Genomic DNA, 13051 nt, shown 5'->3' with positions numbered 1-13051 from the left:
CCCACCCCCATTATTTTTTCAAGAATACCTACAGATACCCATCCGCTATCCTCGAGAGATCTCCTTCGTGTTCGAGACCGAGAAGTCCGGCAGGTCCCGAGGTAAGACATTCGAGCAGTTTCTCCTCCGAGACGTAGGGAAACTCGCTCCGCCTCGTTCTCAAAAGCGACAGGGCCGCATCGGGTAAGGTCTCGAAACCAAAGGGAGCCTCCGGAAACGGGACCATCTTGTCCTCCTCCGATATCTGGACATGGCCGCTGGTTATCGCATCCACCGTCCCGTCCTCCACCCCTTCCCAGAGGGCCTTTCTGTCGCTATCGGACCTCAGAGGTATCTCTGTCTTGAGGTACGGATCCCATCCGGATTTGATCAGGTCTTCCTCGGTAAGACACAGTGAGAAAGATGTCACCGAACAGGTCACGTCTAGACCCTTCGCCTTGGCCTCTCTCACCATGTCCAGGCCCCTCTCGGTGGAGACACCGTGAAGATGAAGCGGAATATCGTATTCTCCTGCCATCTCCAATGCCCTGAAGATGCCTATGGACTCGGCTACCACCGGAAATCCCTTCATTCCGGAGACGGAGGAAGCCCTGCCCTCCGACACCAGAGCTCCCCTGGTCAGGGGCTCCTCGTCCGGCACCAACGCCAGACGACACCCAAGACCGGAGCAGTATGCCATGATATTTCTAAGCAGCTCGCTCTTTCCGCCTAGAGCTCGACCTCCGTATATCATACCAGCCCCTAAAAGCTCCTGGGAGGTCCTTATGTTGGCCATGGTGCCATCGGGCTTCAGGGCATCGACCACCGGGATGGTCGCAATTCCGTCGAATTCCGAAGCCTCTAGGTCGGCTATAACCCCTAAAGCTCCGTAACCTCCGGACCCAGCCAGGGCGCAGAGTCTGCCGATAGAGTCGGCATTTCCTCTGACGAAAAGATCCACGAAACCCTTAACCCTCATAGCGCCTCACCTCCGAGACAGAGTTCGAGGACGGCCATCCTGGCTGCGACCCCGCTCCTGACCTGATCTAGGATCAGGCTGTTGGGTCCATCCGCCACATCCGAGGCTATCTCGACGCCTCGGTTGATAGGGCCGGGATGCATTACGACCGCACCTTCCGATATGTCCTCCATGGATGCACCGAAAAAACGGTGATATTCCTCGAAGGACGGAAATAGCCCCTGATCCTGACGCTCTCTCTGTATTCTCAAAAGATAGACGATCCGAGCCTCGCGCATCGCCTTTTTAGCGTTCTCCCCATAGGACACCCCGAAGGACCCTAGATCGCTGGGCATGAGGGACCTGGGACCGGAAAAGGAGATCGAGGCTCCCATGGTCCTGAATGCCTTGGCTACGCTTCGGGCCACCCTGCTGTGCTTGACGTCGCCTGCGACTACCATCTTAACTCCGTCAAGGCTGCCCAATCTCTCGTAAGCGGAAAGAAGATCCAACAGGGCCTGAGTGGGATGGCTCCTCGCACCGTCTCCCCCGTTGATTATCGAGACGTCCGGGAGAAGTTTTCCCAGATACATGGGGAAACCTGCCATCCCGTGTCTCATCACGATAGAGTCGATCCCCATGGCCTTCAAGGTCCAGGCCGTATCCCTGAGGGTCTCGCCCTTGGACAGGCTGGATCCGGAAGACGCCCAGTTTATGACCTCCGCTCCGAGGAACTGTTCGGCCATCTCGAAGGACGTCCTCGTCCTGGTGGAGGGCTCGAAAAAGAGGTTCACCACGGTCCTCCCCCTCAGGAGCTCTCCCCTTCTCTTAGGAGAGTCGAGAGAGGCCTTGTGCTTCGAGGCCAGCTCCAGGAACACCTCGAAATCACTACGGTCCCAGTCCTCCAGATCGAAAAGGTTTCTTCTGGACCAGCTCATGACAGGTCCTCCCTCTCGCATATCAGGACCCGATCCTCTCCGTCCAGCTCCTCGACTCGAACCTCCACGACCTCGCTCTTGGAGGTAGGGACCGTCTTTCCAAGGAAATCCGGCTGTATGGGAAGTTCTCTGTGTCCTCTGTCCACCAGGATAGCCAGCTGGACAGCACCCGGCCGCCCCAGGTCCATCAGAGCCTCGAGAGCCGCCCTTATGGTCCGACCTGTAAACAGGACGTCGTCGACCAAGACCAGTGTTTTGCCGGAGACATCCACCGGTATGGAGGTGCTGTGAACGATAGGCTCGTCGGACAAAACGGCCAGATCGTCCCTGTAAAGGGTTATATCCAGTTCTCCCTTAGGGAGTTTCACTCCCTCCGACTCGAGAAGGATCTTTCTGATACGTGAAGCCAGATAGACCCCTCTTCTCTGTATTCCCAGGATGACCAGATCCTGGAGCCCTCGGTTGCGCTCGATGATCTCGTTTGCGATCCTGCGGAGCACCCTCTCCATGTCCTCCGCGGTCATGACGACAGCTTTTTCCCTCAGCTTCACCGCTACGCCTCCTCATAATCTGAACTGGAGGCATTATAGCAGTTACGCTATTTATTTGCAACCGGTTGCATCAACCCTCCTAAAGCTGTCCCTATCACCGCCCCCACAACCGGAGCCCCGTCGAAGGGGGTGTTCCTGCCTTTGGACTCGAAACGATCGGCGTCTATCGTCCATCTCGCCTCCAGATCCAACACAGTCATATCCGCCACACAGCTAGGCCTCAGAGAACCTCCGGGAAGACCGAATATCCCCGCGGAAGCGCAGGACATGGCCTCTACCATGCGGTTTATCGAAAGATGCCCCTTGCCTACAAGCTCGGTCAAGATCATGGGGACCGCAGTCTCAAGACCCACTATTCCGTTAGGCGATTCCAGAAGCCCTCTGCCCTTTTCCTCTTCGGAATGGGGAGCGTGATCCGTCGCAATGACGTCTATAATCCCCAGCCTGAGGCCCTCTCTCAAGGCCTCCACGTCCCGAGCCTCTCTCAAAGGAGGACTCATCTTGGCCTGAGATCCATGAACGGAAAGAACTTCTTCGGTCAAGATAAGATGGTGCGGGGTCGCTTCAGCTGTAACCTCTATGCCGTCCTCCTTGGCCCTACGTATCATCTCGACCCCCAAGGCTGTGCTGACGTGTTGTATATGGACCCTGGCCTTCGTCTTGGAGGCCAAAAGGATATCCCTTTGGATCATGGCCTCCTCCGCCACCTTGGGAACTCCCTTCACCTTCAATGCATCCGATAGAGCTCCCCGATTCATCGTCCTGTCCCCCCATAGACGGGGATCCTCGCAGTGAACCGATATGGGAAGCCCCAGCTCGGCGGCCTTCTCGAAAGCCCTGTACATGACCTCCGAGTCCACGATAGAAAAGCCGTCGTCGGAGAAAGCCACCGCACCGGCCTCGGCCAGACTACCCATGGGGGACAGTACCTCCCCCTTCAGTCCCAAAGTTACAGATCCTACGGAACAAAACCGTACGGGGCTCCCCTTTCCCTTTTCCAGAACGTAGTTGAGGGTTTCCACCGAATCCACCGCAGGGGAGGTATTCGCCATGGCTATGACCGATGTGTAGCCTCCGGCGGCGGCAGAAGCGCAGCCGGAGATAACGGTCTCTTTATGCTCCTGGCCGGGATCCCTGAAATGGACGTGAGGATCTATCAGACCGGGCACGACAGCGTAACCTCTCAGGTCCACCTTCTCAACGTCCCGTCCCAACGCCGAGGTCAGATCCCTGCCTATCGCTGCGACCTTTCCGTCTTTCACCAATATGTCCGATATATCGTCCAATCCCTGACAGGGATCGATCACTCTAGCCCCTGAAAACAAACTCATCATCTAGAACACGCCTCCCAACTATCGATCTTTCGTCACCAGACGGTATATCGCCTCCACCAGGGCTCTGTAGCCCGGACGGATACGACCTATCTCCACTTTTTCCTCAGAGCTGTGGCTTATCCCTCCCACGCAGGGGACGAATATCATGGCAGTAGGGATAATCGAGGCGACATACATGGCATCGTGCCCCGCTCCGCTCGGCATATCGGTCCATCCGATCTCCATATCCTCACAGACCTGACCCAGAAGCCGCCTTAGACGCCCGTCCAGCACCACCGGATCTCCTCTCGAAATAACCTTCTTTTTAATCTCCACGTTACGAGAGGCGGAGATCCTCTCCATCTCACTCAGAAGACCGTCGAAAACCCGACCTATGCTTTTTCCTTCTATGCCCCTGACGTCCACCTTCAGAGAACATCTGCCGGGAACCACGTTCATGACCCCCGGGAATACCTTACAGTCTCCGACCGTTCCGACGGTCTTGAAGGCCGACTCCTCCTTGGCCAATTTTTCCACCGCCAGAACTATCTCGGAGGACGCCGCCAGGGCGTCCTTTCTCATATCCATGGGGCAAGCTCCCGAGTGGGCCGATTCACCTAGGATCTCCAGGGATAGCCTTGTGGGGGCGGCAATGGCCTCCACGACTCCTACGTCTATGCCGGTTTGGTCCAGAAACGGACCCTGTTCGATGTGAAGCTCGAAAAAAGCCTTCATGTCCGAGGGCAGAATTCTGGAACGATCCGCCTTTTCGGGTGAGAGGCCGAAGTCTCTAAGGGCCTTGAAGATCGATATCCCCTGATCGTCTCTGTGATCGAAGAAATCTTTGAGGGACATATATCCCGTAACGGCCTTGCTGCCCACGTTCGATACCCCGAAACGGCTGGATTCCTCACCGGAAAAAACTATCACCTGAAGGGGGTTGACGTGGTCCGGACAGCGTTCCGCCACGTCAAGGACGGCACCCAGCCCTGCCGCTACTCCTAAGATACCGTCGAACTCGCCTCCATCGGGCACTGTGTCTATGTGGGAACCTACTGCTATAGGAGGGGCGCTGGGACGGCTCCCCCAACGGGTCCCCTTTATGTTACCCACTTCGTCTATCTCGACCTGAAACCCGGTCTCGTGCATTATCTCCACCAATGTCTCCCTGGCCAGACGGTCTTCCTCGGTATATGCGATGCGTGAGACCCCTCCTGTCTCGGATCTGCCGTTAGAATTTATCCTTCTGACCGCATCGAGACAAAGATTAAACCCCGACTGCATAAGAACAGCCCCTTCCCATCTATGGATAGGCCTTTAGCATAGCACAAAGCCCCCTTGGGAAAAGGGGGCTTCGGTACGGGAAGAGCCTACCGTCAAGGATAGACGAGCTTTGGAAGAAAAGTGGAGATAGCCGGTATGTAGGTGATGATCAACACCCCCGCCAGACTCACCAGGATGAACCGCATCACCGCTGGTATTATCTCCGACATGGGAAGCCCCGTAACTCCGCTGGCGACGAAGAGGTTCAATCCGAAGGGAGGGGTGAAGTTCCCTATGGATAGATTAGCCACCATGACTATACCGAGGTGAAGAGGATCTATTCCCATCTTCATGGCTATGGGGAAAAACAGAGGGGCAAGTATTATTATCGCGGCAATACCCTCCATGAACATCCCAACCACCAGCAAAACGGCGTTGATTATTCCCAGAAACACCCAAGGGGACGTCACGTTGGAGACGACCATGGAGGTTATCGCCTGAGGGATTCGGACGACCGTCAGAAACCACCCGAAGGTCTGAGCCGCAGCCACCAGAATAAGGACTTGAGCGCAGGTAATCGCCGAGCTGAGGCATACATCGTATAGGCCTTTGAGAGTTATCTCCCTGTATATGAAGATACCCACGAAAAGGGCGTACACGACAGAGATACCCGCCGCCTCGGTAGGTGTGAATATACCCATGTATATTCCGCCCAGAATTATGACCGGAACCATAAGGGACCAGACGGCCTGTTTGCTCTTTTCCCATATCTCCCTTCGGCTGGAGGGAGCGGATAGAGCCAGATTATGAGAGCGGGAGAAAAACCATATATAGATTATGCTCGCAAGTCCGTAGACGACACCGGCGCTGATACCGGCCATGAAGAGAGATCCCACCGAGGTACCGGTGGCGGCCGCGTATATTATCAGGGTTATGCTGGGAGGAATTATCAGCGCTACCGACCCCGCCGACGTTATCAAGCCTACGGAAAAGCCTTTAGGATAACTTTCCCTGACCAGCTCGGGATACAGAAGCTTACCCATGGCCACCACGGTAGCGGGGCTGGATCCGCAAAGAGCTCCGAATACCATACAGGTAGCCTGGGTAGTGTAGGCCAGGCCGCCCCTGGTGCTGCCGACCATACTCCTGGTCCAGTCTAGGATTCGTCTCGACAGTCCGCCCACGTCCATGACGTTCGCTGCGAAGATGAAAAAAGGCATGGACATGAGAGCGAACTTGTCTATTCCACCGAAGGCTTTCTGTACTATAACCATAGGAGGCATATGGGTGAAGAGAAGCACGCATATCAAGACGGCACCGTTCAGTGCTATGAAGATGGGGACGCTGCCGAATAGGGCTGCCAGGAGAGTGCATATCAACACAGTGGTCAATTCAGTTTCCCCCTTCCGAGGCCGTTGTTATCCGCTGTAGAAAACGCAACGCCATAAGTCCCGATCCTATGGGAATGGCGGAGTAGACGATCCACATGGGGACTTCCAAAGCCGGAGATACCTGCCCTGACCTGAAATTGAAAGAGACTATCTGCACCCCGTAGGCGGCCAGAAAACCGCAAAATACGGCGGAAACCAGGTAGATTACCCTGTCTACCAGTCCTCTACTCTTGGGAGAAAGCTTCCCTAGCAGGAAATCCATCCTTATATGGGCTCCCCTTCTCACGCACAGGCTTCCTCCCACGAAGGTTATCCATATCATGAGATACTTTATAAGCTCTTCCGCCCAGCTGGTACTGGCACTGAAGACGTAGCGCAAGGTAACGTTGACGAAAAGTATCAAAGCCGTCGCCAACAGGGCCATGGCACAAAAGCCCTCCTCCAGACGATCCAAAATCCTCATCATATCCATCCCCCGAGGTTTAAAAAAAGGGGCGAGAGGAATCCCTCCAGCCCCGAAAAGATTCTAAGATCCGATCAGTTCTTTCCCAATTCGTCGTAACAGGCGGAAAGAAGCTCTTTCATGGCATCGGTACTCGCGAACTGGTCGTGAACCGAGCGGCTCTTCTTCGAAAAAATCTCGTATTCCTCGTCGGTCAGCTCCGTGACGGATATTCCAGAGCTCTTTATCTCATCCAGGTATTCCGCTTCCTTCTTGGCCTGGGCCTCTCTCTCGACAAGTCTGGCCTCTTTCTCCGCCTGTAGTACAAGCTCTCTGGCGTCGTCGGGAAGACCGTCGAACCACCCCTTGTTGACCACGAAGAGATAGGCCAGAAAACCATGGTTGCTCAATATCAACCTATCCTGGACCTCGTAGAGCTTGTTCATCGCTATCGTCTGGATCGGGTTTTCCTGCCCGTCGACCACCCCCTGCTGAAGGGCGTTGTAAAGCTCGGCATACTCTATGGGGATGGGGTTGGCTCCCCATGCCTTATACTGGGCGATCAGGAGAGGAGATGGCATGACCCTCATCTTGACTCCCTTGAAGTCCTCCGGAACGTGGATATCGATATCCTTGGTAGTGAACTGCTTAAAACCGGAGGCCCAAAGCCCTAAAGAGACCAGCCCTTTGGGCTCGGTGAATTCGTAGAAACGCCGTCCGACCGGGCCGTCCATCACCCGATAAAGCTCGTCGGTAGAAGGCCAGAGAAAGGGAAAGTCTATTATCTGAAGCTCCTCCACGAAAGGAGTCAGCACAGAGACGGGCTGTATGGTTATGTCGAGGGTTCCCATCTGAGCGGACTCTGTCTGCTCCCTCATGGACCCCATCTGCATGGATGGAAATATCTGAACCTCCATCTTTCCGCCCGATCGATCCTCCAGGATGGTCTTGAAGGTCTCGGCACCTATGTCCTCCGGGCTTCCCGTCGGCTGGTTATGGCTCAGACGTATCGTCATCTTCGGATAGTCGGCCGCAAATGCCGCCGTAGAGGCGGTTACGATGAAACAAACGAAAATCGCCGTTATCAAACGTCTCATTATCTATACCTCCATCACATAGATTGAATCTAAAAAAACTAGAATTCTTGAAGTTTATCAGAGAGAGTCATCCCTTGCAACCGATCGCATCAAGGACAATCCATCTAAAGCCGCTTGGACCTCCGCCTCTTTAATAGATCTTCCTCTTCCAGAACTCAGAAGGACTCCCGAGACGTACAGTTCCACCTCGAAACTGGGACTGTGAGGAGGTCCCTCACGAGACATGATCCTATATTCCGGCAATGGCTCCCCCCTTATCTGTAGGATCTGTTGGAGCTCCGACTTGGGGTCGATGGACGAGGTTCCGTCCTGTAGATAATCTCCCTTTTCGAACAGAAAGTCCAGATAGCGGTTCACCACCGATTCCGCCATATCGTAGCCTCCGTCCATATAGACAGCTCCAAAGATAGCCTCTATAGCATCGGCGTGCATGGAGGAAAGATCACTGCTTCCCTCCTTTTTTCGTAGTCCCCGATTGACCCTGAGAACGCCCGAGAGCCCCAGTGCCTCCGCCCACGTCAAAAGAGCTTCCTTACGGACCAACCGGGCCCTGAGCCTGGTCAGTCCTCCTTCGTCCATATCCTTCATCGCCCTGAAAAGTCTCGTCGAGGTAGCCAACTCCAAAACCGCATCTCCCAGGAACTCCAGCCTCTCGTTCCAAGAACAAAGCCCTGACTCATGGGCATAGGACGAATGAGTCAGGGCTTCACGGAGCAGTTCTATATCGGTGAAGCTGTATCCCAGACGGTCCTGAATCAGAGAAAGGTTATTTTCCCATTTCCGTCCGTACATGAGGGGTTCAATCGTTAAAACGCTCGATAGCCAGGACGCCGTTGTGTCCGCCGAAGCCGAAGCTGTTGACCAGGAACCTGTCCACCCTGGCCTCGGTCGTCTCGGTGATGACGTTGACGTCGCAATCCGGATCCTTCTCGTCGAGGTTAAGGGTCGGATGTACGATGCCTTCCTCAACGGACTGAAGGGCAGCTACTGTCTCTAGAGCTCCAGCCGCTCCGAGGCAATGACCTATCATGGACTTAGTGGAGTTGACCATGAGGCGATCGGTGGCCTCACCGAACAGGTTTCTTATGGCGATGGACTCGACCTTGTCGTTGAGGGGGGTTGAGGTTCCGTGGGCGTTTATCAGATCGACCTGGTCAACGGACCAACTGGCTTGATCCATGGCCATCTTCATAGCCCTTGTGGCTCCTTTCCCCTCCGGATCCGGAGCGGTGATATGGCTGGCATCGCAGGTAGAACCGTAGCCGACTACCTCGCCATAGATATGGGCCCCTCTGGCCTTGGCGCTCTCGAGTGTCTCCAGAACCAGAACCCCCGCACCCTCTCCGATGACGAAGCCGTCCCTGTCCTTGTCGAAAGGACGGCTTGCCCTCTCGGGCTCGTCGTTTCTCGTGGAGAGAGCCTTCATGGCTGCGAAGCCTGCCACGCAGATGGAACGAAGGGCGGCCTCGGTTCCACCGCAGAGCATGACGTCGGCGTCGCCTCTCTCTATGGTCCTGGCAGCCTCTCCGATACTGTGTATCGAGGTGGCACAGGCGGTCACGACGCACATGTTTGGCCCTTTGGCCTGATGTCTGATGGCCACGTATGCGGCAGACATATTTCCTATCATCATGGGGATGAAGAAGGGACTAACCCTCTTGGGTCCCTTGGTCATCATGGTCTGGAAACTATCGAAACAGGTTTCGATTCCACCCTGTCCGGAACCTATATAAACGCCGAATCTATTGGAGTCAAGGTCCTCCGCTTTGAGACCGGCGTCTTCCATGGCCATATCCGAAGCTGCCACGGCAAACTGGATAACCCTGTCGGACCTTTTAGCCTCCTTTTTGGGAAGCCACTGGGTTGGATCGAAGTCCCTTACCTCCGCTCCGACCTGAACCGAGAACTCCGAGGCATCGAAGCACGTTATAGCGCCGACGCCGTTCTTTCCCTCTTTAAGAGCCTGCCAATATGCCTCTCTACCGCTGGCTATGGGACTGACGACCCCTAGCCCGGTGATAACGACTCGTCTGTCTTTCAAAGGATGTCCACTCCTTACGGCGCAGGGGAGTTCACAACACTCTAACTCTCGCCTCGCCATGATTTGAGCGAGAGGGGCGGTTGACCGCCCCTCTCCGGATCGAAAACGGGAGTATTCTACCCCTCGATTCCGAGTTTGTTGCTGGCGTAGTCGATAGCTTCACCGACACTGGTGAGTTTCTCCGCGTCCTCATCGGGGATCTCGATGTCGAACTCCTCCTCGATTCCCATGATGAGCTCGACGATGTCGAGGGAGTCAGCCCCCAGGTCCTCGACAAAGGAGGCCTCGGGTTTAATCTGCTCCTCCTCCACATCAAGACGATCTATGATGATCTCCTTAAGACGGGCAAGTACTTCATCTCTCTTCATGGCAACGTCACCTCCCTTCGTCAAATTCAGGATCAGACCATGGTCATTCCGCCATCGACGGCTATAACCTGGCCGTTGATATATGAGGCATCTTCCGAGACCAGGAAGGCCACCGCCTTAGCGACGTCCTCGACTGTCCCGGCACGGCCAGCAGGTACGGATTTCAACATCTCATCTTTCACCGACTCCGGCAGGATATCGGTCATATCGGTGGCTATGAATCCAGGGGCCACTGCGTTTACCGTTATCCCTCTTTGAGCGTACTCTCTTGCTATACTCTTGGTCAAGCCTATTATACCCGCCTTCGAGGCGCAATAATTAGCCTGTCCAGGATTGCCTATAAGCCCGACAACCGAGGCTATGTTCACTATCCGACCCCAGCGCCCTTTTGCCATTACCTTGACTCCGTCTTTGGAGCAAAGGTATGCGGACTTAAGGTTTCCGTCTATGACGGCATCCCAATCGGATTCCTTCATCCTCATGAGGAGGCCGTCTCTGGTTATCCCGGCATTGTTCACCAGAATTTCCACCGGACCGAACTCTTTAGAGATGGTCTTGAAAAGCTCTTTTACCTGATCGGGGTCGGAAACGTCGGCTCTGCCGGCCATAGCCTCTCCCCCCAAGTCGGAAATGTTTTTCACGACCTCGTCGGCCGCCTCGGATGAACTTCTATAGTTCACCACTACCCTCAGACCTCTGGAAGCAAGTTCAAGAGCGATGGCTTTTCCTATTCCCCTGGAACCACCGGTAATCAAGGCAACTCTGCCGTTCTCGGGCATTTTATTTATCCTCCTCGAGAAAGTCAACGACTTTATCCAAATCCTCGGCGGAACCTATCGAGAGAGTCTTGCTTCCCTTGACACATTTCTTCGCCAACCCCGCCAAGACCTTTCCAGGACCGAGCTCTAAAAAGGTGGAAACTCCCGCATCGGACATATACCTCATGCTCTCCACCCACCGGACTGGGCTGTAGGTCTGTCGATACAGTCCGGATCTGATGTCCTCCACCGAGGTTACAGGCGAAGCGGACACGTTCGCTATCAGAGGACAGGCTGAATCGGACCAATCGCAACGTTCCATCTCCCTGGAGAGCTCGTCCGCCACGTCGGTCATCAGTCGGCAATGAAACGGAGCGCTGACGTTGAGGGGGATAGCCCTCTTGGCCCCGGCCTCCTTGGCTGCTTCGATCGCCTTAGCCACCGAGTCGGAATCCCCGGATATCACGACCTGCCCGGGAGAGTTGAAGTTGGCCGCCTCGCATACCTTGTCTCCGTCGAACTGGGAACAGATGTCTCGAACGTCCGAATCCTCCAGACCAAGGATCGCCGCCATAGCTCCCTCTCCCTCCGGAACAGCCTTTTGCATCAGACGACCTCTGGCGTTGACCAACCGGACACCATCGGCTAGAGATAGGGTTCCCGACGCGACCAAGGCAGAATACTCTCCTAAGCTGTGCCCGGCTACAAAATCGGGGTTTAGGAGTATCCCTTTGTCCTCGGTCAAAGCCCTGAAAAAGGCCACGCTAACTGTAAGCAACGCCGGCTGGGTGTACTCCGTCAAGGTCAGTTTTTCCTCGGGACCTTCGAATATGATGGAACTCAGAGAGAAACCCAAGGCCTCGTCAGCCTCGTCGAAAACCCTGCGAGCCAAGGGAAACCCCTCGTAAAGATCCCTGCCCATTCCGACGGATTGAGCTCCCTGGCCGGGGAACAAAAGCGCGAATCTCTTCATACTCATACGGCTACAGCTCCTCTACAGGACCGTTATTTTAGCGATCCCAGTCTAGATAGGACCTCCTCGGCCTCTCTACATATCTCCTCGATTATCTCGGACGCCGGCTGTATCCTAGATACCATGGCGGCGATCTGACCGGCCATGACCGACCCGAAATCGACGTCCCCATCAACCACAGCTGCTCTAAGTTTGCCAGCACCCAGAGCCTCGATATCCTCGACGGACGCACCGGATATCTCCATGTGGTCGAACTGAGAGGTTAATTTGTTTCTTATACATCTAACCGGATGTCCGGTAGGACGCCCCGTCACGGCGGAGCTTCTGTCCTTGGCGTTTAAGATAGCAAGCTTGTAGTTTTCGTGAACTCTGCACTCGGAGGAACAGACGAAACGGGTTCCGATCTGAACTCCCTCGGCCCCTAGGGCAAAAGCTGCGGCCATGCCTCTTCCGTCGGCTATTCCTCCGGCGGCTATCACAGGTATATCTACCGCGTCTACCACCAAAGGAGTCGCGACCATCGTGGTCAGCTCTCCTATGTGGCCTCCTGCCTCGCATCCCTCGACTATCACGGCGTCGGCTCCCTGTCTCTCCACTCTACGAGCCAAAGCGGTCGTGGGCACCACCGGAACTACCTTCGTTCCCAACGGCTTCAGGCGTTCCAGAACCTTTCCCGGACTCCCCGCCCCAGTGGTGGCAACGGGGACCCGATTCGCAGCCGCCACCTCTATGGCATCCGACGCGGTGGGAGACATCAACATTATATTGACCCCGAAAGGACGATCGGTAAGGGCTCGTACCTTTTTAAGCTCCTTGTCCAGAAGCTCCGGAGGCATACTCGCCGCGGCTACGATACCGAGTCCTCCGCCGTTGCTTACGGCAGCGGCCAACTCGGCCTCAGCAACCCAGGCCATTCCACCCTGGACTATGGGATAGTCAATTCCAAGAAGCTCGGTAACCCTTTTACCAAGTCTCATGT

Annotated in this window: 14 protein-coding genes; all 14 read right to left on the bottom strand. The window is 55.3% G+C overall.

From position 1 onward, the window contains the following. Window positions 1-28: 28 nt before the first annotated feature. Window positions 29-958: an amidohydrolase family protein gene (locus L2W48_RS03955; RefSeq protein ID WP_236098736.1), complete on the bottom strand. Its 930-nt coding sequence runs from the start codon at window positions 956-958 to the stop codon at window positions 29-31. After that, complete coding sequence (locus L2W48_RS03950; RefSeq protein ID WP_236098735.1) at window positions 955-1875, bottom strand: aspartate carbamoyltransferase catalytic subunit; 921 nt, start codon at window positions 1873-1875, stop codon at window positions 955-957. The genes L2W48_RS03955 and L2W48_RS03950 overlap by 4 nt, the downstream gene beginning before the upstream one ends. Further along, window positions 1872-2426 carry a bifunctional pyr operon transcriptional regulator/uracil phosphoribosyltransferase PyrR gene (gene pyrR / locus L2W48_RS03945; RefSeq protein ID WP_329604242.1) on the bottom strand — a complete coding sequence of 185 codons (555 nt, stop codon included), beginning with the start codon at window positions 2424-2426 and terminating at the stop codon, window positions 1872-1874. The genes L2W48_RS03950 and pyrR overlap by 4 nt, the downstream gene beginning before the upstream one ends. 47 nt (window positions 2427-2473) lie before the next feature. Continuing rightward, the gene (locus tag L2W48_RS03940) at window positions 2474-3760 is read right to left on the bottom strand and encodes a dihydroorotase (RefSeq protein WP_236098734.1); all 1287 of its coding nucleotides are present in this window, start codon (window positions 3758-3760) and stop codon (window positions 2474-2476) included. An 18-nt stretch (window positions 3761-3778) separates the two neighbouring features. Then, window positions 3779-5023, bottom strand: a complete 1245-nt coding sequence (locus L2W48_RS03935; protein WP_236098733.1) for a Zn-dependent hydrolase — start codon at window positions 5021-5023, stop codon at window positions 3779-3781. A 92-nt stretch (window positions 5024-5115) separates the two neighbouring features. Beyond that, a complete protein-coding gene (locus tag L2W48_RS03930; protein WP_236098912.1) occupies window positions 5116-6384 on the bottom strand; it encodes a TRAP transporter large permease in 1269 nt (422 codons plus the stop codon). 10 nt (window positions 6385-6394) lie between these two features. After that, a complete protein-coding gene (locus L2W48_RS03925; RefSeq protein WP_236098732.1) occupies window positions 6395-6859 on the bottom strand; it encodes a TRAP transporter small permease in 465 nt (154 codons plus the stop codon). Between the two features lie 71 nt (window positions 6860-6930). Continuing rightward, window positions 6931-7932, bottom strand: a complete 1002-nt coding sequence (locus tag L2W48_RS03920; protein ID WP_236098731.1) for a TRAP transporter substrate-binding protein — start codon at window positions 7930-7932, stop codon at window positions 6931-6933. Window positions 7933-7989: 57 nt separating this feature from the next. Then, window positions 7990-8724, bottom strand: a complete 735-nt coding sequence (gene rnc, locus L2W48_RS03915; protein WP_236098730.1) for a ribonuclease III — start codon at window positions 8722-8724, stop codon at window positions 7990-7992. 7 nt (window positions 8725-8731) lie between these two features. Continuing rightward, window positions 8732-9973, bottom strand: a complete 1242-nt coding sequence (gene fabF, locus L2W48_RS03910) for a beta-ketoacyl-ACP synthase II (RefSeq protein WP_236098729.1) — start codon at window positions 9971-9973, stop codon at window positions 8732-8734. Between the two features lie 116 nt (window positions 9974-10089). Beyond that, window positions 10090-10341, bottom strand: coding sequence for an acyl carrier protein (gene acpP, locus L2W48_RS03905; protein WP_005662313.1), 252 nt, complete (start codon window positions 10339-10341; stop codon window positions 10090-10092). 32 nt (window positions 10342-10373) lie between these two features. After that, the gene (gene fabG / locus L2W48_RS03900; RefSeq protein WP_236098728.1) at window positions 10374-11120 is read right to left on the bottom strand and encodes a 3-oxoacyl-[acyl-carrier-protein] reductase; all 747 of its coding nucleotides are present in this window, start codon (window positions 11118-11120) and stop codon (window positions 10374-10376) included. A 1-nt stretch (window position 11121) separates the two neighbouring features. Further along, window positions 11122-12078, bottom strand: a complete 957-nt coding sequence (gene fabD / locus L2W48_RS03895) for an ACP S-malonyltransferase (RefSeq protein WP_236098727.1) — start codon at window positions 12076-12078, stop codon at window positions 11122-11124. Between the two features lie 26 nt (window positions 12079-12104). Beyond that, the gene (gene fabK / locus L2W48_RS03890) at window positions 12105-13049 is read right to left on the bottom strand and encodes an enoyl-[acyl-carrier-protein] reductase FabK (RefSeq protein ID WP_236098726.1); all 945 of its coding nucleotides are present in this window, start codon (window positions 13047-13049) and stop codon (window positions 12105-12107) included. Between the last annotated feature and the right edge of the window lie 2 nt (window positions 13050-13051).

The sequence above is a fragment of the Dethiosulfovibrio russensis genome (assembly GCF_021568855.1).
GTDB lineage: Bacteria > Synergistota > Synergistia > Synergistales > Dethiosulfovibrionaceae > Dethiosulfovibrio > Dethiosulfovibrio russensis.
This window is presented reverse-complemented; position numbering and strand designations above follow the sequence as displayed.